This is a genomic window from Methylomonas rivi, assembly GCF_024505165.1.
In the GTDB taxonomy this organism is placed as follows: domain Bacteria; phylum Pseudomonadota; class Gammaproteobacteria; order Methylococcales; family Methylomonadaceae; genus Methylomonas; species Methylomonas rivi.
This window is the reverse complement of the sequence record NZ_JANIBK010000002.1, coordinates 54,392-76,248: the sequence shown is the minus strand read 5'-3', so window position 1 is coordinate 76,248 and position 21,857 is coordinate 54,392. Positions and strand designations below refer to the sequence as shown.

At 53.9% G+C, this 21,857-nt stretch carries 24 protein-coding genes; 17 read left to right on the top strand and 7 right to left on the bottom strand.

What is annotated here, in order from left to right; translation table 11 throughout:
• Positions 1–25 precede the first annotated feature (25 nt).
• Genes NP596_RS01005 through rimK form a run of 4 tightly spaced genes read left to right on the top strand, consistent with a single transcriptional unit; the run spans position 26 to position 2,776 of the window.
• Positions 26–649: a methylthioribulose 1-phosphate dehydratase gene (locus NP596_RS01005; RefSeq protein WP_256613336.1), complete on the top strand. Its 624-nt coding sequence runs from the start codon at positions 26–28 to the stop codon at positions 647–649.
• Positions 646–1,203: a 1,2-dihydroxy-3-keto-5-methylthiopentene dioxygenase gene (locus tag NP596_RS01000; RefSeq protein WP_256613335.1), complete on the top strand. Its 558-nt coding sequence runs from the start codon at positions 646–648 to the stop codon at positions 1,201–1,203. The genes NP596_RS01005 and NP596_RS01000 overlap by 4 nt, the downstream gene beginning before the upstream one ends.
• Entirely contained in the window at positions 1,200–1,874 is a 675-nt protein-coding gene (mtnC, locus tag NP596_RS00995; RefSeq protein WP_256613334.1) for an acireductone synthase, read from the top strand. The genes NP596_RS01000 and mtnC overlap by 4 nt, the downstream gene beginning before the upstream one ends.
• 17 nt (positions 1,875–1,891) lie before the next feature.
• Entirely contained in the window at positions 1,892–2,776 is an 885-nt protein-coding gene (gene rimK / locus NP596_RS00990; protein ID WP_256613333.1) for a 30S ribosomal protein S6--L-glutamate ligase, read from the top strand.
• A 53-nt stretch (positions 2,777–2,829) separates the two neighbouring features.
• Here the strand turns inward: rimK and NP596_RS00985 are convergent, their stop codons facing one another.
• From NP596_RS00985 to NP596_RS00975, 3 genes are read right to left on the bottom strand one after another with little or no spacing between them, the layout of a single operon-like run.
• Entirely contained in the window at positions 2,830–3,240 is a 411-nt protein-coding gene (locus NP596_RS00985) for an ExbD/TolR family protein (protein ID WP_256613332.1), read from the bottom strand.
• An 11-nt stretch (positions 3,241–3,251) separates the two neighbouring features.
• The gene (locus NP596_RS00980; RefSeq protein ID WP_256613331.1) at positions 3,252–3,917 is read right to left on the bottom strand and encodes a MotA/TolQ/ExbB proton channel family protein; all 666 of its coding nucleotides are present in this window, start codon (positions 3,915–3,917) and stop codon (positions 3,252–3,254) included.
• Positions 3,918–3,940: 23 nt separating this feature from the next.
• Positions 3,941–4,633 (bottom strand): energy transducer TonB, encoded by a 693-nt coding sequence (locus NP596_RS00975; RefSeq protein WP_256613330.1) that lies wholly within the window; start codon positions 4,631–4,633, stop codon positions 3,941–3,943.
• Positions 4,634–4,947: 314 nt separating this feature from the next.
• Here NP596_RS00975 and NP596_RS00970 point away from each other — a divergent pair, with 314 nt between their 5' ends.
• On the top strand, positions 4,948–6,834 hold the full coding sequence (locus tag NP596_RS00970) for a potassium transporter Kup (protein WP_256613329.1): 1,887 nt from the start codon (positions 4,948–4,950) through the stop codon (positions 6,832–6,834).
• Positions 6,835–6,911: 77 nt separating this feature from the next.
• Here the strand turns inward: NP596_RS00970 and NP596_RS00965 are convergent, their stop codons facing one another.
• Positions 6,912–7,403: a hypothetical protein gene (locus NP596_RS00965; protein ID WP_256613328.1), complete on the bottom strand. Its 492-nt coding sequence runs from the start codon at positions 7,401–7,403 to the stop codon at positions 6,912–6,914.
• 74 nt (positions 7,404–7,477) lie between these two features.
• Complete coding sequence (locus NP596_RS00960) at positions 7,478–8,359, bottom strand: fumarylacetoacetate hydrolase family protein (RefSeq protein WP_256613327.1); 882 nt, start codon at positions 8,357–8,359, stop codon at positions 7,478–7,480.
• A gap of 149 nt (positions 8,360–8,508) precedes the next feature.
• On the opposite strand from NP596_RS00960, the gene trpE reads away from it, so the two are divergent.
• From trpE to NP596_RS00925, 7 genes are all read left to right on the top strand, one after another.
• Positions 8,509–9,993 (top strand): anthranilate synthase component I, encoded by a 1,485-nt coding sequence (gene trpE, locus NP596_RS00955; RefSeq protein ID WP_256613326.1) that lies wholly within the window; start codon positions 8,509–8,511, stop codon positions 9,991–9,993.
• On the top strand, positions 9,990–10,580 hold the full coding sequence (locus NP596_RS00950; protein ID WP_256613325.1) for an anthranilate synthase component II: 591 nt from the start codon (positions 9,990–9,992) through the stop codon (positions 10,578–10,580). The genes trpE and NP596_RS00950 overlap by 4 nt, the downstream gene beginning before the upstream one ends.
• Before the next feature lie 86 nt (positions 10,581–10,666).
• Complete coding sequence (locus NP596_RS00945; RefSeq protein WP_256613324.1) at positions 10,667–11,218, top strand: DUF4365 domain-containing protein; 552 nt, start codon at positions 10,667–10,669, stop codon at positions 11,216–11,218.
• Positions 11,215–12,354 carry a hypothetical protein gene (locus tag NP596_RS00940; RefSeq protein ID WP_256613323.1) on the top strand — a complete coding sequence of 380 codons (1,140 nt, stop codon included), beginning with the start codon at positions 11,215–11,217 and terminating at the stop codon, positions 12,352–12,354. The genes NP596_RS00945 and NP596_RS00940 overlap by 4 nt, the downstream gene beginning before the upstream one ends.
• Positions 12,355–12,381: 27 nt before the next feature.
• Positions 12,382–12,666, top strand: a complete 285-nt coding sequence (locus tag NP596_RS00935) for a hypothetical protein (RefSeq protein ID WP_256613322.1) — start codon at positions 12,382–12,384, stop codon at positions 12,664–12,666.
• A gap of 46 nt (positions 12,667–12,712) precedes the next feature.
• Positions 12,713–13,162 carry a nucleoside deaminase gene (locus NP596_RS00930; protein WP_256613321.1) on the top strand — a complete coding sequence of 150 codons (450 nt, stop codon included), beginning with the start codon at positions 12,713–12,715 and terminating at the stop codon, positions 13,160–13,162.
• 61 nt (positions 13,163–13,223) lie between these two features.
• The gene (locus tag NP596_RS00925; protein ID WP_256613320.1) at positions 13,224–14,471 is read left to right on the top strand and encodes a TIGR03862 family flavoprotein; all 1,248 of its coding nucleotides are present in this window, start codon (positions 13,224–13,226) and stop codon (positions 14,469–14,471) included.
• On the opposite strand, the gene tnpA is transcribed toward NP596_RS00925, so the two are convergent.
• Both tnpA and rsmI read right to left on the bottom strand, forming a co-directional pair.
• Positions 14,457–14,624, bottom strand: coding sequence for an IS66 family insertion sequence element accessory protein TnpA (gene tnpA / locus NP596_RS22135; RefSeq protein WP_443191935.1), 168 nt, complete (start codon positions 14,622–14,624; stop codon positions 14,457–14,459). The two genes, NP596_RS00925 and tnpA, sit on opposite strands and share 15 nt — an antisense overlap.
• A 232-nt stretch (positions 14,625–14,856) precedes the next feature.
• A complete protein-coding gene (gene rsmI / locus NP596_RS00920; RefSeq protein ID WP_256613319.1) occupies positions 14,857–15,708 on the bottom strand; it encodes a 16S rRNA (cytidine(1402)-2'-O)-methyltransferase in 852 nt (283 codons plus the stop codon).
• A gap of 118 nt (positions 15,709–15,826) precedes the next feature.
• On the opposite strand from rsmI, the gene NP596_RS00915 reads away from it, so the two are divergent.
• From NP596_RS00915 to NP596_RS00895, 5 genes are all read left to right on the top strand, one after another.
• Positions 15,827–17,551, top strand: coding sequence for a penicillin-binding protein activator (locus tag NP596_RS00915; protein WP_256613318.1), 1,725 nt, complete (start codon positions 15,827–15,829; stop codon positions 17,549–17,551).
• Positions 17,551–17,919, top strand: a complete 369-nt coding sequence (locus NP596_RS00910) for a YraN family protein (RefSeq protein WP_256613317.1) — start codon at positions 17,551–17,553, stop codon at positions 17,917–17,919. The genes NP596_RS00915 and NP596_RS00910 overlap by 1 nt, the downstream gene beginning before the upstream one ends.
• Positions 17,920–17,924: 5 nt before the next feature.
• On the top strand, positions 17,925–18,512 hold the full coding sequence (locus NP596_RS00905; RefSeq protein WP_256613316.1) for a phosphoheptose isomerase: 588 nt from the start codon (positions 17,925–17,927) through the stop codon (positions 18,510–18,512).
• 657 nt (positions 18,513–19,169) lie between these two features.
• Entirely contained in the window at positions 19,170–21,062 is a 1,893-nt protein-coding gene (locus NP596_RS00900) for a thiamine pyrophosphate-binding protein (protein ID WP_256613315.1), read from the top strand.
• A gap of 280 nt (positions 21,063–21,342) precedes the next feature.
• Complete coding sequence (locus NP596_RS00895; protein WP_256613314.1) at positions 21,343–21,831, top strand: carbohydrate-binding protein; 489 nt, start codon at positions 21,343–21,345, stop codon at positions 21,829–21,831.
• Positions 21,832–21,857 lie beyond the last annotated feature (26 nt).

The window sequence follows — 21,857 nt, the reverse complement described above, 5'->3', positions numbered from 1 at the left end:
CTTTTGCAATTCGCAAAACCTTTCCATGACTTTAAAAAACGACGAATTTTTTAGCAAGGCCGACGAATTGATCGCCGCCGGGCGCTTCATCGACAGCAAGGGCTGGGTGCCCGCCACCAGCGGTAATTTTTCCGCCCGCCTTGCCGACGGCAACATCGCCATCACGGTTTCCGGCCGGCATAAAGGCCAATTGCAGCTGGACGATATTATGTTGATAGACCCGAACGGCCAATCGCTGGACGGACAAAAGCCGTCAGCGGAAACCTTGCTGCACACGTCGCTTTACCGGCGTTATCCCGCCGTTCAAGCCATTCTGCACCCTCATTCGATCAACGCTACCCTGGCGGCCCGGTTGTTCAAAACCGAAATCGTCCTGGAAGATTACGAACTGTTGAAAGCGCTGGCCGGTATCGATAGCCACGAAACCCGCATCAGCATCCCGATTTTCGCCAACGATCAGAACATTCCGCGCCTGGCGGCACAGGTGGACAATTTTCTGAACCAACACGGCGACACGCATGCCTATATCATTGCCGGCCACGGTTTTTACACCTGGGGCGGCTCGGTAGCCGAAACCCTGCGCCATCTCGAGGCGCTGGAATTTTTATTCGATTGTGAAATACGTCTGCACGGAGTGAAACAACCATGAGCGCATTAACTATCTACCCGGCCAAACAACCGCAACACGGCACGACTTACCGAGATTTCGACACTATTGCCAGCCAACTCGGCGGCATTGGCGTGCAATTCGAACGCTGGGAACCCGGCAGCGAATTTATTTCCGAAGTCGAAGTGCTGACCGTCATGGACGCCTATCAACGGCACATCGATAGACTTAAGCAACAGTTCGGCTTTCAATCGGTTGACGTGGTCAGCTTGAAACCCGACCACCCGGAAAAGCTGGCGATGCGGCGGAAATTTCTGTCCGAACATACCCACGACGATTTCGAAGTGCGGTTTTTTGTGGAAGGGCGCGGTTTATTTTATTTGCATGTCGACGACAAGGTGTACGCCATTCTGTGCGAACAAGGCGATCTGATCAGCGTGCCGGCCCATACCAAACACTGGTTCGACATGGGCGAAACGCCGGATTTCAAATGCATCCGCCTATTCACCACCGAAGACGGCTGGATTGCCAGCTTTACCGGCGACCCGATTGCGGACAGCTTCCCCACTTTCGAACAGTATCTGGCGAGTTTATGACCCAAGCTATCGTCACCGATATCGAAGGTACCACGTCGTCCCTGTCTTTCGTGAAAGATGTGCTGTTTCCCTATGCCCGCGCCCATCTGCCTGATTTTGTCCGGCGGCATGCCCAGGATGCCGAGGTAACGGAACTGCTTGACGCTGTCCGGCAAATCAGCGGCGCGGATTTGGACAACGAACAATTAATCGCCCAATTCGTCGATTGGATAGACCGCGACCAAAAAATCACCCCGCTGAAGTCGTTACAAGGCCTGATCTGGCAAGACGGCTACCGGCAAGGCGCTTTCAAGGGCCACGTATACCCGGACGCCGCCGAACGTTTAACAGACTGGCATGCCCAAGGCTATGCGCTGTACGTGTACTCGTCGGGTTCCGTGTATGCGCAAAAATTATTATTCGGCCATACCGAATACGGCGATTTGACGCCGCTATTTTCGGGGTATTTCGACACTCATATCGGCGGCAAGCAAGACGCGGCGTCCTATCGGGCCATTGCCCGGCAAATAGGCTTGCCCGCCGCCGATATTTTGTTTTTATCCGATATAGAAGCCGAGCTGAATGCCGCCCGAGCGGCCGGATTCGATACCTGCTGGCTGGTGCGGGATCAGGCTATAGACAGCCGCGCCGCCCATCGCCAGGTTAACGATTTTACCGCCATCCCGTTGTAAGCCATAAGCGATTCGATATGAAAGTCGCTATTTTGTCTCGCGATGCCACGCTGTATTCCAGCGTGCGCCTGCTGGAAGCCGCCACGGCCCGCGGCCACGATGCCCGGGTACTGGACCCCACGCATTGCTACATGAACATCACGTCGATGAAGCCCTCGATTCATTATCAAGGCGAAAATCTATTGGGCTACGATGCGGTGATCCCGCGCATCGGCGCTTCCATTACCTTTTACGGTACGGCGGTGTTGCGCCAGTTCGAGGTGATGAACACATTCTGCCTGAACAACTCTGCCGCCATTAGCCGTTCCCGCGATAAAATGGCTTCCAGCCAGTTGTTGGCCCGTAAGGGCATCGATCTGCCGATCACGGCCTTCGCCCACAACCCGGACAATATTGAGGATCTAATCGCCGAAGTCGGCGGCGCGCCGCTGGTCATCAAACTGGTGGAAGGTTCGCAGGGCATAGGCGTGGTGCTGGCGGAGACCGATAACGCCGCCCGCAGCGTGATTCAGGCCTTTATGGGCTTGAACGCCAACATCATGGTACAGGAATTCATCCGGGAAGCCGGGGGCAGCGATATTCGCTGCTTCGTCATCGGCGACAAGGTGGTGGCGGCCATCAAACGCCAAGGCCGGGAAGGCGAGTTCCGTTCCAATCTACACCGCGGCGGCAGTGCCGTGCTGATACGGCTGACGCCGCAGGAACGCGCGACGGCGGTGCGCGCCGCGAAAATCATGGGTTTGAATGTCTGCGGGGTGGATTTACTGCGCTCGAGCCGCGGGCCGTTGGTGATGGAGGTCAATTCCTCGCCCGGTCTGGAAGGCATTGAAAAAGCCTCGGGTAAAGATATAGCCAGCCTGATGATCGAATATATCGAAAAAAATCTACCGGTAAAAAAATAAGCCGGCGGCCCCCAAAGCTTTACGGCCCGGATGCGCCGACCACCACCGGTTTTTTATTTTTCCACCGTTACAAACGCCAGCTTGGCGATGCCGGCATGCTGCACGGCCGCCATGACTTCCGCGACCTTGCCGTAGTTTACCGCTTCGTCGGCGTATACATGCACGGTCAATTCCGGATTTGCCGCTAATTCGTTTTGCAAGGTGGTTTCCAAGGCCGGCAAGTCGGCAATGGGGGCTTTGTTGAGGGTGACGCCGCCTTGGGCGTCGATACCGAGCTGCATGGGCTGCTTCTCGATATCCGGGGTGGTGGAAGCGGTTTTAGGTAGCGCCACGTTCACTGATTGGGTAAGTAAGGGGGCGGTGACCAACAAAATAATCACCAGCACCAACATGACATCCACCAGCGGCGTGACGTTAATCTCGCTAACGGCTTCGTCGTCTTCCGAATTGGTTTTAAATCCCATCGCGTTTACTCCTACTCCTGCGTTGTTTTTTCGCCAAAGGCGATATGTAAAAAACCGTCGACAAAATGCTCGAGAGAAGCCCGATGATGTTTGGCGCGGCGTAAGAAAAAGTTATAGGCCAATACCGCCGGTACCGCCACCGCAATCCCGATGGCGGTGGCGATTAACGCATCGCCTATCGGGCCGGCCACCACGTCCAGACTGGCGGAACCGCTGGCGCTGATGTCGTGCATGGCGTTCATGATGCCCATCACCGTACCGAACAGGCCCACAAACGGTGCGGTACTGCCGATGCTGGCCAGCATGGTCAGGCCGCTTTCCATGCGCCGCTGTTCTTCCTGGGTCTGTTTACGCAGGGCTTGCTCCAACAAATCCGGCGGCGCGCCGCGAAATTTCAAGCTGGAGGCCGCCGCCGGATCGTTTAATTCCGCCAGCCAGGCAAAACCGCACTTGGCGATGCGGGCTTTCGGCCCCCGGCTTTGATCTTCCGGTAATTGTTCCGCCGCCCGCAAATCCTGGGCATTCCAAAAGGCAAAACCATAGCGCTTGTTGTAATAGTTATTTTTAGCGAATTGCCAAACCTTGAAAAATATCAAAGTCCACGTCACCAGTGAAAACGCCAGCAGCGTGTACAAAGTGCCGTCAATGATGAAGGCAGTTTCAACATGAAAAGGCATTAAAGTCTCCTGAAATTGTAGTTTTAATTGCGCAATTTAAAATCTATGGGCACGATCACCGAGCTGGCAACCGGCGTATCGCCGCGTTTGGCCGGAATGAAACGCCATTTTGTTACTGCCTCGATGGCCGCTTCATCCAGTATTTCGTGGCCGCTGGATTGCTCGACCGTTACCCCATCGCTCGAACCCTGAGCGGATACCTTAACCCGCAACATGACTTTGCCCTGCCAGCCGCGGCTACGGGCGATTGCCGGATAATTCGGTTTGGGATTGTGGGCGTAATTGGCCCGGAAATTCGCTTCGGTAAACGTAGGGGCGTTATTGGCGTCCGCCGCCTGACTGGAACTGGAGGCCGTTGCGGTATTGTCGGCGCTTGTCGACTGCGTATTCTGCGGCGGTGTGGGCGCTGGTTCGGAAGGAGCGAAATCTTGCGCTTCCTGTTGTACCACCGGCGCGGGTTTTTTTACCACCGGTTTCGGTTTGGGTTTTGGCGGCAACGGTTTTTTTTCGGGCGGCGGGGGTGCCGGCGCGGGTTTGGGCGGCTGCACCGCCGGTTTGGGCGCCGACATTGCAATCATGCTCACTTCCATCACCAAAGGCTCCGCCTGGGTAATTTTTTCCTCCGGCTTCATCAGCACGGTCAGCAACCACACGTGCAGCATCAGCACCAGCAGCATCAACAGCAACAACATGTCCCGTGGCCGCTCTTCGCCCATTAAAACAGCCCAAATGCGCTTCCCTAAAGAGGTTATGTCCTTACCCGCGGTTGTATCACCAGACAAAGCTGTATAGTGGTTCTGCAAAGCACCCTCGTTGCTTTAAAAATGAAAATATAAAACAGTTCTTGAAAAACCGCCCAAAAAAATTCTTGCCATTATAAGGGATAACCGGCTTTGCCGTCAGCCGCATTTAATGGGTTGTTTATGAGGGGTTCCGCGCAAACTATTGGCGGTTTGCAAAGACAATTCGCGTTAAAAATCACAACCTGTGGCATAATTTCCACACTCCTCCTGTTTTCTGCAGATACCTTATGTCCGCAAAACCTCCGGCTTCACCCAAAGAACATTTCACTTATCTGGCTTATTGCGCAATCGGAGTGGTTTTTGCCGACATAGGCACCAGCCCTTTATATGCCTTAAAAGAAATCTTTCACGGCGGCCTGCCGGCCGACGCGGAACATATTCTGGGCGTTCTGTCCTTGATTTTTTGGGCCTTGGCGCTGGTGGTGGCCACCAAATACACCAGCTTCATCATGCGGGCCGATAACCACGGCGAAGGCGGCATCATCGCCTTGATGGCGCTGGCGCTGCAAAGCTCTAAAAACCACCCCAACCGCAAGCAGCTCGTCCTATTTTTGGGGTTGCTGGGGGCGTCGCTGTTTTACGGGGACAGCATCATTACGCCGGCCATTTCCGTGCTAAGCGCCATTGAAGGCATCAAGGTCATTGCGCCGCGTTTCGAAAATCTGACGATTCCGCTCACGTTAATCGTATTGAGCGCATTATTTATTTTGCAAACCAAGGGCAATCGCCAACTCGGCCAGTTTTTCCCGCCCGTCATGGCGATCTGGTTCGCCGTGCTGGCCGAATTGGGATTAACCAATATTATCGCGCATCCGGAGGTATTGACGGCCGTAAATCCGGCTTACGCTTTCAAGCTCATGCACGAATTGGGCTGGCAAGGCTTTGTCATCATGGGCGGAGTGGTGCTGGTCATCACCGGCGCGGAAACCTTGTACGCCGACATGGGCAATTTCGGCTTAAAGCCGATACGCTTGGCCTGGTTCGGTTACGTGTTTCCAGCCTTATTGCTGAATTATTTCGGCCAGGGCGCGCTATTGCTGAATAACCCGGCCGCATTGGCCAATCCGTTTTATTTGATGGCGCCCGCGTGGTCTTTATATCCGCTGATGCTTCTGGCGATATCGGCCACCTGCATCACCTCGCAGGCCGTCATTTCCGGCGCATTTTCGGTGACTCGCCAAGCTATCAAACTGGGCTATTGCCCGCGCATGGATATCCAACATGTCGTCCATAAGGGGCTGGGACAGCTCTATATGCCGACCGTCAACTGGCTGTTGATGGCCTCGGTGCTGTTACTGGTCATCAGCTTTAAAAGCTCGTCCGCGTTGGCATCCGCTTATGGAATTGCCGTCACCGGCACCATGATAGTCGATACCATCCTGGCGTTTGTCGTTATCCAAGCCCTGTCGCGTTGGGGCCAATTTGCCAATATCGGTTTTCTGTCCCTGTTTTTGCTGATCGATGTGACGTTTCTGGCCTCGAACAGCCTGAAAATTCAGACCGGCGGCTGGCTGCCGCTGGCTGTCGCCACTCTGCTTTTCGCTATCATGACTACCTGGATCAGAGGCAAGGAAATGCTGGCTAAATATCTGGAAGAGCGGCGGGTTTTGTTCGAGGATTTACAGGAGCAAATCAAATCGCACCCCCTGGCGACCGTGCCCGGCACGGCGATCTACATGGCCCGCAGCCTGCACGGCGTGCCGCAAGTGCTATTGCATAACCTGGAGCATAACCATGTCATGCATGCAAAAATCGTGGTGTTGACCATCGTAACCCGGGAAGAACCTTACGTCGAAGAAGCCCATAGGGTAAAAATCCGCTGTTTTGGCGATAGAGGCAATTTTTTCCGGGTGAAACTGTATTTCGGCTTCCAGGAAGAGCAGGATGTGCGGCGGGCTCTACAACTATGCCGCCACGAAGGCCTGGACATCGACCAAAAAACGGTCTCGTTTTTTATCGGTAGCGAACGTTTGGCCTTCCGGCGTAAAAACCCCATGCCTATGTGGCAACGGTCGCTGTTCCGCTTTTTGACCCATAATAGCGCCAGCCCGATTGCGTTTTTCAAGATACCCGTCGACCGGGTGATTGAACTGGGCATCCGTGTCGAGCTTTAATCCCTCCGGCGGTTGGCGGCTGCCGAAAAAAGCGGCGTAGCCTCTTGGCCGCCGAATAACTCGAATTTACCGGCTTCTCAGCGGCCGTCACGGCCTCGCCGGCCAAAACCGCCCTCGCGCCTGTCGCCATGCTCATGCCCGCCGTCTCGCCTCGGCCCATAATTATTGGCATGCGGAACGCTTTGCCATAAAGCCTCGCGATCATCGCCACCGCGCCGGCCTTGAGGCCCCATATCCCTGTGCTGATGCTCGCCGGCCAAATTGCGCTCGACCCGCCAACTATCGCGGCCGCGCCTATCGGCTTGATGGCGATCGCGCGCCCTATCCCAATCATAATGTTGCAGGCCATGCCCGTATCCAGGATGCGGCGCGCTGTATCGGTAGGAATAGCCGGGCACCGTGCCATGCCGGTAATACACCGACGCCGGATAACCGGAAGAATAACTGCTCACCCCGTAGCCGGTGCTATAGCCGCCGCCATATCCGGCATATCCGCGATGATAGGCGGGATACGCACAGCCCGTCAGCACCAGTATGCTCAGCAAGGCGATTAAGGATAAGCTTTTCATGATGACCTCTTGGTAGGCAGACTACCTTTTACTTTGGGTTGAGTATAGTTTGCCGAACATCACTTAATTTCGACTTAAAGCGCTCCTTGCAGGCAAAAATGTTCCGGTTCGGCAATCACCGGATTAACCAAGGCGCCGATACCTTCGATTTCAATCCGCACGGTCTGGCCGGGTTTTAAATAACCGCGCGGCTTCATTTTTACCCCCACACCGGCAGGCGTGCCGGTACTGATCACATCGCCCGGTTCCAGCGTCATGGCCTGGGTTAAATAGGCAATCATTTCGTAACAATTAAACAGCATTGCGCCGGTATTGGCGTTTTGGCGCAACTCATCGTCCACCCAGGTTTTTAAATTCAGGCTGTGCGGGTCGGCGATTTCATCCGCCGTCACCAGCCAGGGTCCCATCGGCCCATGAGTGTCGAACGACTTGCCCAAGGTCCAGGTCGGCGTGCGCTGTTGCCAGTCGCGCACGGTCACATCATTGCAAATGGTGAAACCGGCAATCACTTCATGGGCTTTATTGACCGGCACATGCCTGCAACGTTTGCCGATCACAAATCCCAATTCGCCCTCGTAATCGACTTTTTCCGATACCTCGGGGCAATGTATGGCGGCGCCGTGGCCGATCACGCAACTGCTTTGCTTGGTAAAAAAAGTCGGATATTCCGGCTTCTCCCGGCCGGTTTCGCTGATGTGGTCGGCATAATTCAAGCCGATCCCCAGGAATTTTCCCGGCCTGGGAACCGGGGCCAAAAGTTGTACCTCCGGCAAATTGATCCGATGCCGGCCGGATGCAATCAAATCCCGCATTGCCGCCATGCCGGTTTGACCGCAGGACAAAAAGTCCAGCATATTGTCGGCATGGGCGATGTGGCCGGTGGCAATCGCCACACTGTCGCCGACCACGGCGCCGATTTGTCTGTGTCCGTTATGTATCAAAGTAACCAGTTTCATTATGCGCGCCTGTTCATGGTAAAGCCGGCGATTTTATAACGAAGCCGAAAGGGACGAAAAAAGATATAATCCAAACACGTTTTTAGCCGATGCTTCACAGCAAATTGGCGATTTGCCTGCTCCCTAGACAGTTACCCCAACATAACAGCATGACACCCGCGCAATTTACCGAATACGCCCAACAAGGCTACAACCGCATCCCCGTCTGCCGCGAAGTGCTGGCCGACCTGGATACGCCGCTCAGCGCTTATTTAAAATTGGCGGACGGCCCTTATTCCTACTTGTTCGAATCGGTACACGGCGGCGAGCAGTGGGGCCGCTATTCCATTATCGGCCTGCCGTGCAAAACCAGGGTCAAAATCAGCGGCCATACCATCACCGTGGAACAGGACGGTAGCGACACCCAAACTTTGGAACACGCCCAGCCATTGGAGTGGATAGAAGAGTTCCGCCGACAATACCAAGTACCGGACGTGCCGGGGCTGCCGCGCTTCAACGGCGGTTTGGTCGGTTATTTCGGCTACGAGACCATAGGCTATATCGAGCCGCGCCTGCGGGCCGGCGCCAAGCCGGATCCCATCGGCACGCCCGACATTTTGCTGATGGTTTCGCAGGACTTGCTGGTGTTCGACAACCTGTCCGGCAAGATGTTGCTGCTGACTCACGCCGATCCTTCCCAAGACAATGCCTACCACAACGCCAAAGCCCGGCTGGACCGGCTAGTGGCGAAACTGCGCGAACCCCATGCCCATCCGCAACCGCATGCGTCGGTCAAGCACGTGCACGAAAACGATTTCGTCTCCGGCTTTACCCAACAGGGTTTCGAGGACGCGGTGCGCAAGGCCAAGCAATACATCACCGACGGCGACTGCATGCAGGTAGTGCTATCTCAACGCATGTCTATCCCGTTCGGCGCTTCGCCGCTGGATTTGTACCGCGCGCTGCGCTGCCTGAATCCGTCGCCGTATATGTATTACCTGAATCTGGAAGACTTCCACATCGTCGGCTCGTCGCCGGAAATTCTGGTGCGGCTGGAAGACAACGAAGTTACGGTCAGACCGATTGCGGGAACACGCCGCCGCGGCGAGACCCACGAACAGGATTTGGAACTGGAAAAAGAGCTGTTGGCCGACCCCAAGGAAATCGCCGAGCACCTGATGTTGATCGACCTGGGCCGCAACGATGCCGGCCGGGTGGCCAAGATCGGCAGCGTCAAACTGACCGACAAAATGATCATCGAGCGCTATTCGCACGTGATGCACATTGTCTCCAACGTCACCGGCCAATTACAAGAAGGCAAGAATGCTTTCGATGTACTGGCCGCGACCTTCCCGGCCGGTACCGTCAGCGGCGCGCCGAAGATTCGGGCCATGGAAATCATAGCCGAACTGGAACCGGTCAAGCGCGGCATTTATTCCGGCGCGGTCGGTTACATCTCCTGGTCCGGGAATCTGGATACCGCGATTGCGATCCGCACTGCGGTGATTAAAGATCAAACTTTACACATTCAAGCCGGTGCCGGCATCGTCTACGACTCGGTGCCGCGTAGCGAATGGGAAGAAACAATGAACAAGGGCCGGGCAGTGTTCCGCGCCGTCAGCATGGCCGAAGCCGGCCTCGGAGGCAAAGCATGAGCGGCGTCAGATTGGTGATGGTCGACAACTACGATTCCTTCACCTACAACCTGGTGCAATACTTCGGCGAACTCGGCGCCGAGGTGGTGGTGGTACGCAACGACGAAGTCACCGTCGACGACATCGAAGCCTTGCGCCCGGACAAAATCGTCATTTCTCCAGGCCCCTGCACGCCGAAAGAAGCCGGCATCTCCGTCGAAACCATCCACCACTACGCCGGAAAATACCCGATCCTGGGCGTTTGCCTGGGCCATCAAAGCATAGGCTACGCCTTCGGCGGCCACATCATCCACGCCAAGCAAATCATGCACGGCAAGGTGTCGCCGGTTTATCACAACAACGTCGGCGTTTTTAAGGGTCTGAACAACCCGTTCACCGCTACCCGCTACCACTCGCTGGTGATCGAGCAGGCCACTTTGCCGGATTGCCTGGAAATCACCGCCTGGACCCGGGACGAGCAAGGCAACATCGACGAAATCATGGGCGTGCGCCATAAAACCCTGGATATAGAAGGCGTGCAATTCCACCCCGAGTCGATTTTGACCGAGCACGGGCACGATATGTTGCGGAATTTTTTGCAGCGATAATTTGTTAGGAATCGGCTTAACGGTTTTATAGCTATACTGAACCAGCAATTTCCACAGAAATCAATTTTTCGGCAAGGTAAGAAAACGTGAGACCGCTTTCGAATAACGACATCGAAGCCGAATTGAGTTATGCCTATATTCACGCCGTGGCTTCTAAGGCAGGAGTGGGTTGCAAGCTCGGCTCCAGAAATGATGATAATGCAGGTATAGACGCAGAGCTGACCGCTTGGGGACCATTTCCTGGCGGAGGCTATCGGCAAGAAATCGATGTTAAGGTTCAACTAAAGGCAACTGTAAAACAACCAGTTGAATCGGACGATAAATTTTTGTCTTATTCCTTAGCTGGTATTTCCCGCTACGATGACCTTCGTAGCGAAGCTATTTCGACGCCTAGAATTTTAGTCGTGCTATTTCTACCTGAGAATCGCGAAGAATGGCTTAGCCTGGATGAAGATGCGCTGATTTTAAGAAAGTGTGCATATTGGGTAAGCCTGAGAGGGGCAAAACCGTCCAACAATGCTACAGCTCAAACAGTATATTTACCGAAAGCCAATCGTTTTGATCCTGAAAGTCTAATTGCTTTAATGGCATCGCTTTCTCATAACAAAGTTCCTCGATATTCAGAGGTAATTAAATGACTCAAGAATCATTGATTTCGCCGACAGATTTGCGAGACTTTACAAAATCGCTAGGTTGGGAACTGGTCAAAGAGGGACTTTCAGATCGGTTGTATGTGCTTCAAAATCCTAAGTTCCCGAATCGGCAATTAACATTTCCAATGGACTTAGCGGCCCCCGATTATGCCGAATCCACCCAACGAGTAATAGACAAGCTTAGCGAAATCTTGGATGTACATCCTGGAACACTTAAAACTCGGGCATTAAATATTCGTGAAGATTCTTTGCGGTTCCGAATATTTTCTGAGCAAAACGGGGACCGTTCTCTTCCGTTAAGCTTTACAACATCGCTGGTTTCCGGCTTGCAACAATTATTGAAAGCCTCGGCCTGCAATGTTATGCGACCCAAAGCATATCACCCACGCTTGGCATTTACCGAAGCACAACAACTTATAGAAAAATCAAGATTTGGTCACACAGCACCCGGCAGTTTCGTGCTCCAAGTTTCATGTCCGATTCATGCTCTCGATATTCAAGGGGCTCTACCAATGGGAGACGAGAGTGATCTACCATTTGTCCGTCGAGTAACACTTGCATTAAAGCGTGGTATGGAACAATTGATATTCGCAATCGAAGGAGACTCTCTGGATCAATTTGTAGATTCATTGAAATCAACATCAACACCTATCCTTTCTTCAAATCTTTGCGAAGCCTTGACTCAGTTTTACGATGAAACCTTGGGTAACTCTCTTGACATAAGCTTTGACTGGTCGGCTTTGGAACCGATTTCAGCAAAGGATTCCATGAACGGGACGCTACGATTTCAACGAGATTACTTTGGTAGAATTGAAGAGATTCGTCGTGAACTCCGCCCTAAAGAGGGTCACTCTATCGACACTTTTATTGGGACCGTCGAACGGCTTTCCGGCGAAATGGGTGAAGACGGACATAGATCTGGCGAAGTCATACTAAATTTGCTGCTTCAAGAAGGCGAAAGTGTACGAACAAGAGTGTCACTAGACTCTCAGCAATATCAGGAAGCAGACAAAGCACATATGACCGAAGGCGCTTATATTCGAGTGTGTGGAAAGCTGCTGCCCGGACGGCAACCAAGACAAATGACGGAACTGTCTTCTTTTGGTTTGATCCGATCTTAGTTCGAATATCGTTCACTTGATTTCGATATGCATATTAATAGTACGACTGTTCTCTTCAAATTAACCAACCTATTCACCCGCAAACAAGTTGAGATCAACGCTCTGGCCGATACCGGTGCAACCGAAGACATTGCATTGCAACTGAGCTTTGATATTACCGAAGTCAGCCAGCAGGTAGCGAATTACCAGCGCAAGGCACCCAAAATCGCCCCGATTGAAATCGCTTTCGTCAATCGAATCTATGTCACCGAAGCTATCGTATTAGGCAACGAACCCTTGTCGGGAGTGATTCCGCTGGAAGCGATGGATTGAATTGTCGATCCGCGCCAGCAGGCCTTGATTAATTCTGGAGAATAAAATGAACTACGAAAACCTGCTAGCCATTGCCTACGCAGAAGCCCAGGCCGGATTCGACGAAGGCGGCGTACCCGTCGGCGCGGCCTTGTTCGATGCCGACGGCAATTTGCTGGGGCGCGGCCGCAACCGGCGGGTGCAGGACAACGATCCTTCGGTGCATGGCGAAACCGACGCCTTCCGCAAGGCCGGCCGCCAAACCAATTACCGCGACAAGATTCTGGTAACGACCTTGGCGCCGTGCTGGTATTGCTCCGGCCTGATTCGCCAGTTCAATATCGGCACCGTGGTGGTGGGCGAGTCGGCAAACTTCCCTGGGCACCTGGACTGGCTACGCGAAGCCGGCGTCAAAATCATCGAGTTAAACGATGAAAAATGCACGGCGTTAATGCGGCTATTCATCGAACAGTCACCGCAAATCTGGTTCGAAGACATAGGCGAATGCCGGCACTGATCATTCATCCCCCCTCGCCAAGCCCGCGGGGTAACGCCGCCGACGGCGCCCTCCAACAATAATGGCCGGCAATATGAGCATTTCCAACAAATCGGTAGCCGTCATAGGCGCGGGACCGGCCGGCTTGATGGCGGCCGAAGTTTTGATGACCTCCGGCGCGAAAGTCGAGGTCTACGACGCCATGCCGTCGGCCGGCCGCAAGTTTTTAATGGCGGGCAAGGGCGGCATGAACATCACGCATGCCGAACCCTTCGAACAATTTTTATGCCGTTACGCGCGGCATCGTAGTGAGCTGGAGCCGATATTAAACGATTTCAGCCCCGACTCGTTACGCGCCTGGGTTAAAGGTTTGGGCATAGACACCTTCGTCGGCAGCTCCGGCAGGGTATTTCCCACCGAAATGAAGGCGGCGCCCTTGTTGCGCGCCTGGTTGCATCGGCTGCGGGAAGCCGGTGTACGTTTTCATATGCGCCACTATTGGCACGGGTGGTCGGACGATTGCCGGCTTAAGTTCGCCAACCCTAGCGGCGAACTGCTTATCGAAGCCGATGCGGTTGTTCTGGCCTTGGGCGGCGGCAGCTGGCCGCAGTTGGGTTCTACCGGCTCGTGGCAAACCTTGTTGGCGCAACGCCATATCGAAGTTGTGCCTTTAAAACCGGCCAATTGCGGATTTGATGTGTCTTGGAGCGAATATTTCCGGGAACGCTTCGCCGGCCAACCGTTAAAAGCGGTCCGTTTACATTTTACCCATGGCCGCGGCGAAACCTTCAGCCAAACCGGCGAACTGATGCTGACCGGCTACGGTCTGGAAGGCGGCCTGATTTACGCCTGTTCGGCGCTGTTGCGGGATGAAATTGACAATACCGGTTCCGCCCGTATCTTTATCGATGTTTGCCCCGATAGGGATGTTCATAACATCGCCTCCCGCTTGTCTCAGCCGCGCGGCAAGGCTACCCTGGCCAACCATCTGCGCAAGCGGCTGAATTTGGATGGCGCCAAAACGGCGTTGCTGCGCGAAGCGCTGTCCGCAATCCAGATGCAAAATCCGGAAATACTGGCCGGCAGCTTAAAAGCGCTGCCTGTTACGCTATCCGCCGCCCGCCCGCTGGCCGAAGCCATCAGCAGCGCGGGCGGCGTCAGCTTTAGGGCCGTGGACTCGCATTTAATGCTGCGCCAGCTGCCCGGCCTGTTTTGCGCCGGCGAAATGCTGGACTGGGAAGCCCCCACCGGCGGTTATTTGCTGACCGCCTGCCTGGCAACCGGCCGAACGGCCGGGTTGGGCGCTTTGCGCTGGCTACGGCAAAACTAATCCCGATACGGCTGCAGGTCGTTTGCGAGAGTCGCTCAGTCTCGCCGCGAACGTACGGATATTGATGCCGTGCTGCCCGCAATACTCGGTCTGCGACAAACCGCTGCCTTGCCAGCGTTCAATATGCCGACGCCATTTCGATGTAACGGCCATACCCGCTCCTGATCAAAACATCACGGGATGCCGTAGGCAGCATGATGTCTACGGGTTGATGGGATAGAAGCTTACATAATATCGAAACAGATAATCGTATAAAAAGGCAATGAACTTAACAAAAACAATTAGATGCCCTGTTTTGTGCCTTGCCGCTAAAAATTTCCCGGTCGATAACGCTTTGGCCTTTCCGCGGTTTCCTGACTTGGCCAAGCGTATTCGAAGGATGGCCTTAATGCTCCCGCCTTTCCTGTATCTCCAGCGCGGCCTGATACAACAGTTTCTTACGCTGTCCGGTAATTTCCGTGGCTAGAGCCACGGCGGTTTTGATCGAACATTCTTTTAGCAGCAAGCGCAGGATTTTTAGTTGTTCGTCGTTGAGTTGTCGGTTATCGGCTTCGGTTTTGCGCCCGGCAACAATGACCACGAATTCGCCCTTGCGCATGTTGTCGTCGTTTTGTACCGCCCGCACGGCGTCGGCCAGCGGGGCTTTCAAAATGGTTTCATGCAGCTTGGTGATTTCGCGGGCGATGACGATTTCATGATCGGCGGGGAAGATGTCCGCCATGTCTTCCAAGGCGGCCTGAATGCGGTGGCTGGACTCGTAAAAAGCCCAGGTGGTGGCATCGGTCAGTTTTTCCTGAAAAAAGCTTTTGCGGGCCGAGGCGGTGCGCGGCGGAAATCCTTCGAAGGTAAAGCGGGTGACGGGCAGGCCGGAGACGGACAAGGCGGCGATCAGCGCGCAGGCGCCGGGAATGGGTACGACATCCAGGCCTTCCTGTTTCGCCAGTTTCACCAGGGGCAGGCCGGGGTCGCTGAGTAGCGGGGTACCGGCATCGGAAACCAGTGCAATGGATAGACCGGCTTGTATTTTGTCGATCAAGCCTTGCGAGGCATGCTCTTCGTTATGCTGATGCAGAGAAACCAGCGGTTTATTGATGCCGTAATGGTGCAGCAGCATTTTGGCGTGGCGGGTATCTTCGGCGGCGATCAAATCCACCTGCTTGAGAACCTCGACCGCCCGAAAACTGAAATCCGCCAGATTACCTATTGGCGTGGCAACCACGTATAATTTTCCGGACATCTGTTTTGGGCCCTCCGCCGCTATGTCTGATTCAAAGTCTTTTTTCATTATGCCCGGTCGCCGTTTGGCCTGCTGTATTTTTGCCGGCTTTTTTTTAACGGCCTGCGCGCCTGAACCCGTGAAAAACCGGACGCATCTGGAAGTAAAAACCCGGCCCCAGCCTAGCCGGCCGGTTGCGCCCGCGGTTAAGAGTTACGGTTTGGCGGATGAGCGGGCCGACAAGCATTTGTTGCGTGCGGACACCGCGATCCAAGGCGGCGATAACCAGACGGCCCGGCAAGAACTGGACTTGATTAACGAAGCCGAATTGTCCCCGGAACAACGCGGCAAATTCAATCTGCTGGATGCGCAAATCGCCCTGAGCATGGGTGACGCCGAGCATGCCTTGCAAAAACTGAAAACGGTTCGCCCCACGTTGTTGCCGGCCCAAGATAAGATCGTTTATTACCAGTCGCTGGCGTTTGCCAATTTATTGATGGGCGATGTGCTGCAAGGGGTTAGCGCTCGTATCGGGCTGGGTAATTTGTTGCGGGACCCGCAACAGCAGCAAGCCAATATTTCCGCCATTATCGACATGCTCAGCGTATTGCCGGAAGAAACCCTGCAAACCCGGCCGCAAATGGCCGGCGAATTAAGAGGCTGGATGTCTCTCGCCAAGCTACTTAAGCAGCGTAATCAGCCGGGTGTCGATTTAAACGGCCAAATTCAGCAATGGCGGCAAGATTATCCGGGACATGCCGCCAATGCGGGGTTTTTGCAGGCTTATCTGGACATGCCGGCTAGTGCCGCGCCGCAGGAAAATGCCTCCGGGCAAGAAGCGCAAACCCAGCCGCCGGAGGCTGGCGTGATTGCGGTATTATTGCCGGCTTCCGGCGCTTACGCCCCGGCCGGCAAGGCGGTTAAACTGGGTTTGCAAGCGGCTTATCGTCTGGCCGCCAGTGCCTCGCCGCAGCTGCCGTTAAAGTTTTACGACAGCGCTCAGGACGATGTCGGCAGCCTGTATCAACAGGCGGTGGCCGAAGGGGCCAAGCAAGTGATAGGGCCGCTGGTTAAAGAGCAGATCCAGGCCCTGGCGTATAACGCCAATCTGAGCGTACCGGTGCTGGCGTTGAACCACGTCGATGAACTGAGTCAAACCCAGTTGTATCAGTTCGGCCTGAGTCCTATCGATGAAGCGGAAGCCTTGGCGGCAAAGGCTCGGCATGAGGGCAGGCAAAGCGCCCTGGTGTTGGTGCCGAATACCGCGCAAGGCGAACGGATCGGCAATTATCTGGCGTCGGCGTGGCAGAATCATGGCGGCACGGTGGCCGGCATACAATCCTACGATCCGAAACAGCATGATATTGGGGATGCCTTGAATCGGCTAATCGCTGCTTCGAGCTACCCCGACGGCCGGCAACCGTCCCGTGCCCTGTTGCTGAGCGCCAATGCCGATGCCGCCCGCGAACTGGCGCCGCAATTGAAATACCGTCAAAGCGCCGATTTGGCCGTCTACGCCATGCCGACTATCTATTCCGGATCGCCCAACCCGGCACAGGATGCCGAATTAGGTTCGTTCGGGTTTTGCGATATGCCTTGGTTGTTCGATAGTTATTTTGGCGGGCCGTTGAGCCAATCCGCGTTACGGGATAGTCTGCAAGGCATGCCGGACAGTTTAAGCAGGCTGGTGGCGCTGGGCATCGACGCTTACAATCTGTTGGGGCGGCTGGATCAATTAGCAACCGTGCCTTATGCGGGGGCTACCGGGCATTTGGCGCTGAACGGGCAAAACCGCGTCACCCGTAAATTGGTCTGCGCCCAATTCAAGGGCGGAGTGCCGGTGGCTTCCGGATATGCCGAATAATGGTATTCGGCAAATCCAAGCCGGCGCATTTAGTCAAGGGCGATAACGCCGAACGGCAGGCGCTGGCGTATTTGCAACAGCAGGGCTTGACGCCGGTCGCCAGTAATTACCGCTGCAAGGCCGGCGAGCTGGATCTGGTGATGCGCGATGGCGCGGCGCTGGTGATTGTGGAAGTACGCTACCGCAAATCCGAACAATTCGGCGGCGCCTTGGCCAGCATTACCCGGCAAAAACAGGCGCGCATCGTCGCTGCCACGCAACACTATGTCATAATCAACAAACTGAGCCACTGCGCCATTCGTTTCGATGTGGTGGCCCTCTCCGGCGACAGCCGCATTAATTGGATTAAAAACGCTTTTCAAACCTGACTTTTATGAGCCTACAAGACCGTATCATCAACCACTTTTCCGACAGCATCCAGACCAAGCAGGATGCCATGGCCAGTCTATGCGAACTGATCGAGTTTGCTTCGCAAAAAATTGTCGAGGCGCTGGTCAACGACAAAAAAGTGCTGACTTGCGGCAATGGCGGTTCCGCCGGCGATGCGCAACATTTTTCGTCCGAAATGCTGAATCGCTTTGAGCGGGAACGTCCGGCATTGCCGGCCATTGCCTTGAGCACCGATACCTCGACCATCACCTCGATTGCCAACGATTACCATTTCGACGAAATTTTCGCCAAGCAATTGCGCGCCTTGGGCCAGGCGGGGGATATTCTGTTGGCGTACACCAGTAGCGGTAATTCCGCCAATATCCTCAAAGCCGTAAAGGTCGCCCACGACAGGGATATGACCGTGATTGCGCTGAGCGGCAAGGACGGCGGTGCCTTGGCCGGCGCGCTAAACGAAGCCGATATTGAAATCCGGGTGCCGTCCGGTTCCACCGCTCGCATCCAGGAGGTGCATTTGCTGATCTCCCATTGCCTATGCGATTTGATCGATCACCAGTTGTTCGGCGGTTAAGCGAGTTATCCCGGCAAGGACGGTCCGTAATTTTTATGGATGAATTTCCGCTGGGATTTAAAGCGGCTTGGCTGGAATGGGATATCCGCAAATTGCGGATTATAAATATTCCGCATGAATATCGGAACCATAGTCCACGGTTACGCGACCGGCACAATTAATCTTTGCAATTCAATTTGTTATGTGGTTTCCGGGGCTGAATGCGGTACGACGGTAATTTTACATGAATATCTTGTCTAATTGGCGACCGGATATTGGTTTGAAATATTTTTATTTCGGCCTTTATTATTTTTTTAGAAAAATTTAAATGAATAAATAATGGCGCCGTGAATTATTGATTTATGCGAATACCGATTTTGGTATTTTGCGGTTAAACTCCTCTCGCATTGCTTGTTTCGGTACAAAACCAAGGGCCTTTAAAAAAGCTTGCAAAGCGCGATTTAATGGGTGTAAGGTTGAGCCCAACGGCATGGAAAATTTAATTTAAATTAGCGACTTATAAACAACGTCTTTTGTAAAAAAGCATCAATAATGTTGCTAATTGGCAAATTATTTTTTCAAGGTTTTAATGGCCGTTGTAGTTTTATACAGGGGTAAAATGACTGCACAATCCGATTGTGCGTCTATAACAATAATATATATACCAAGAGTTTGACTATGTCCCAATTTCCAATTGATCTCGGCGCTTATCAGCGCATCGCTTTAAACCCAAACAATCCAACTTTAACTGCCGAGCAAAGAGCCAGCCTCAAAGCCAATATCCAGCTTTGTCGCGACGCTATCGTATTTTTCACTGCCACGGGTGCAGCTCGCGGCGTGGGCGGACATACCGGCGGGCCTTACGATACGGTACCCGAAGTCATGATCATGGACGCGTTGTTCCGTGGTTCCGATAGCTTCGTGCCGATATTTTTCGATGAAGCCGGGCACCGGGTGGCTACCCAATATTTGATGTCTACCCTGAACGGCGATTTGCCGGCCGAACGCCTAATGGAATACCGCGCCGCGCATTCGCATTTGCCCGGCCATCCGGAGCTAGGTTTTACGCCGGGGGTAAAATTCAGTTCCGGTCGTTTAGGCCACATGTGGCCGTATGTAAACGGTGTGGCTATCGCCAACCCTGGCAAGATTTTATTTTGTCTGGGTTCCGACGGTTCGCAGCAGGAAGGTAACGATGCGGAAGCCGCCCGTCTGGCGGTGGCGCAAGGGCTGAATGTAAAACTGATTATCGACGATAACAATGTCACCATCGCCGGCCACCCGTCCGATTATTTAAAAGGCTGCAGTACCGCCAAGACTCTGGCAGGTCAAGGCGTTACCGTTCTGGAAGGTGACGGCGAAGATCTCGACGATTTGTATCAACGCATTTGCACGGCTATCAATACGCCGGGCCCGGTGGCGGTCATCAATCACAGACCGATGTGCCCGGGTATTGTCGGCCTGGAAGGTTCGACGCACGGCCACGACGTGGTGTCGGTCAAAGTCGCACTGGAATATCTGGAATCGCATGGCCAGCAGGCGGCGGCGGACCATTTGAGAACCGTACAAGCGCCTAAAAACGACGCGGTATTCTTGGGTTCCAGCGATAAATGGGATGCCAACCGCAATGTGTTCGGCGATGCTTGCGTGGAAATCCTCGGCCGCATGAGCGATGCCGAAAGAGTGGAAAAGGTGCGGGTGGTTGATAGCGATTTGGAAGGCTCTTGCGGCTTGATCAAAATCCACAAAGCCTTCCCGGAAGTGTTCATTTCCTCCGGTATCATGGAGCGGGGTAATTTCGCCGCCGCCGCCGGTTTCGGCATGGAAGCGGGCAAGCAAGGCATCTTCGGTACATTCAGTGCGTTTTTGGAAATGTGTATTTCCGAAATCACCATGGCGCGTCTGAACAATTCCAATGTGCTGAGCCATTTCTCGCATTCCGGTATCGACGACATGGCGGACAACACCTGCCACTTCGGTTTGAACAATATGTTCGCCGATAACGGTTTGAGCGACGGTTACGCTACCAATCTGTATTTCCCGGCCGATCCGCTGCAGATGAAAGCCTGTCTGGAAACCATTTTCTTCAACCCGGGCCTGCGCTTCGTGTTCTCAACCCGCTCCAAGGTGCCGACCATTCTGGACAGCAACGGCAACGAGTTCTTCGGCGGCGATTACAAATTCGTCTCCGGCAAGGACGAAGTGATTCGAGAAGGTAGCGCGGGTTACATCGTCAGTTTCGGCGAAGCCCTGTACCGGTCGCTGGATGCCGTGGAACGCCTGAAACAACAAGGTATCGATGTCGGCCTAATCAACAAACCGACGTTGAACGTCATAGACGAAGATATGCTGGCCAAGATCGGCAAATCGCCGAAAGTAATGGTGGTTGAAGCCTTCAATCGCAAGACCGGCTTGGGTAGCCGCATGGGGACCTGGTTGCTGGAACGCGGTTATACGCCCAAATACGCGCATTTGGGTACCCATAAAGAAGGCTGCGGCGGCTTGTGGGAGCAGTTCCCTCATCAGGGTATCGATCCCGCCGGCATTATGACCAGCTTCTTAAAAGATTAATCCCCCTCCTTAATATAGGGCACAGGATGTGCCCGTTCTTTAAGGGAATAATCTTATTCAGTTAATATCGATTTGTTCAATAAAATTTAAGTTATGTCTACAATTATTTATGCTTTAACCGTGCTTTATTTTTCTTATGTTATTTACGTTGTACTGGGAGATAAAATAAGCGTTTTTTTTAAAAATAATGTCTCCAATTATTTGTCGGGGTTACCGAAGTAACGTAAATCCTCGGTAAATAGACGGATTATTTCCGGGGATTATTAACGTGCGAGCGAAAATGGAAAAACGCGTCAGCGGCGACATTAGAACCGCCACAACGGCCAAGGCGGAAAACTGGCTCGACCTGGATACTCTTGCCAGCGTTGAAGTGAGCTCTGAAAATCCGGACCGTCCCATAGAAGCGGCTTTGCTGCCCGGTTTTAAGCAAGGCTGGCAAGCCGGCGGGCCGGGCGAGCAAACCATTCGTCTGTTATTCGGGCAAGCGCACTATATTCGCTGCGTACAGCTCGAGTTTTTGGAAGTCGCCGTTAGCAGAACCCAGGAATATGTGCTGCGCGTGTCCCAGGACAGCGGCGCCACATTCAGAGAAATAGTCCGGCAGCAATGGAATTTCAGTCCCGACGGATCGACTGTGGAATCCGCAATGCATTTTGTCGATATGGCAGGCGTAACGACTCTTGAATTGAAGATTACACCGGACATCGGCAATCCCTTGGCGGTTGCCACGCTAGAGAAAATGCGAGTGTTCGAGGTATTTTCAAGATGAACGCTCCGGCGAAAATGGGCAAATAA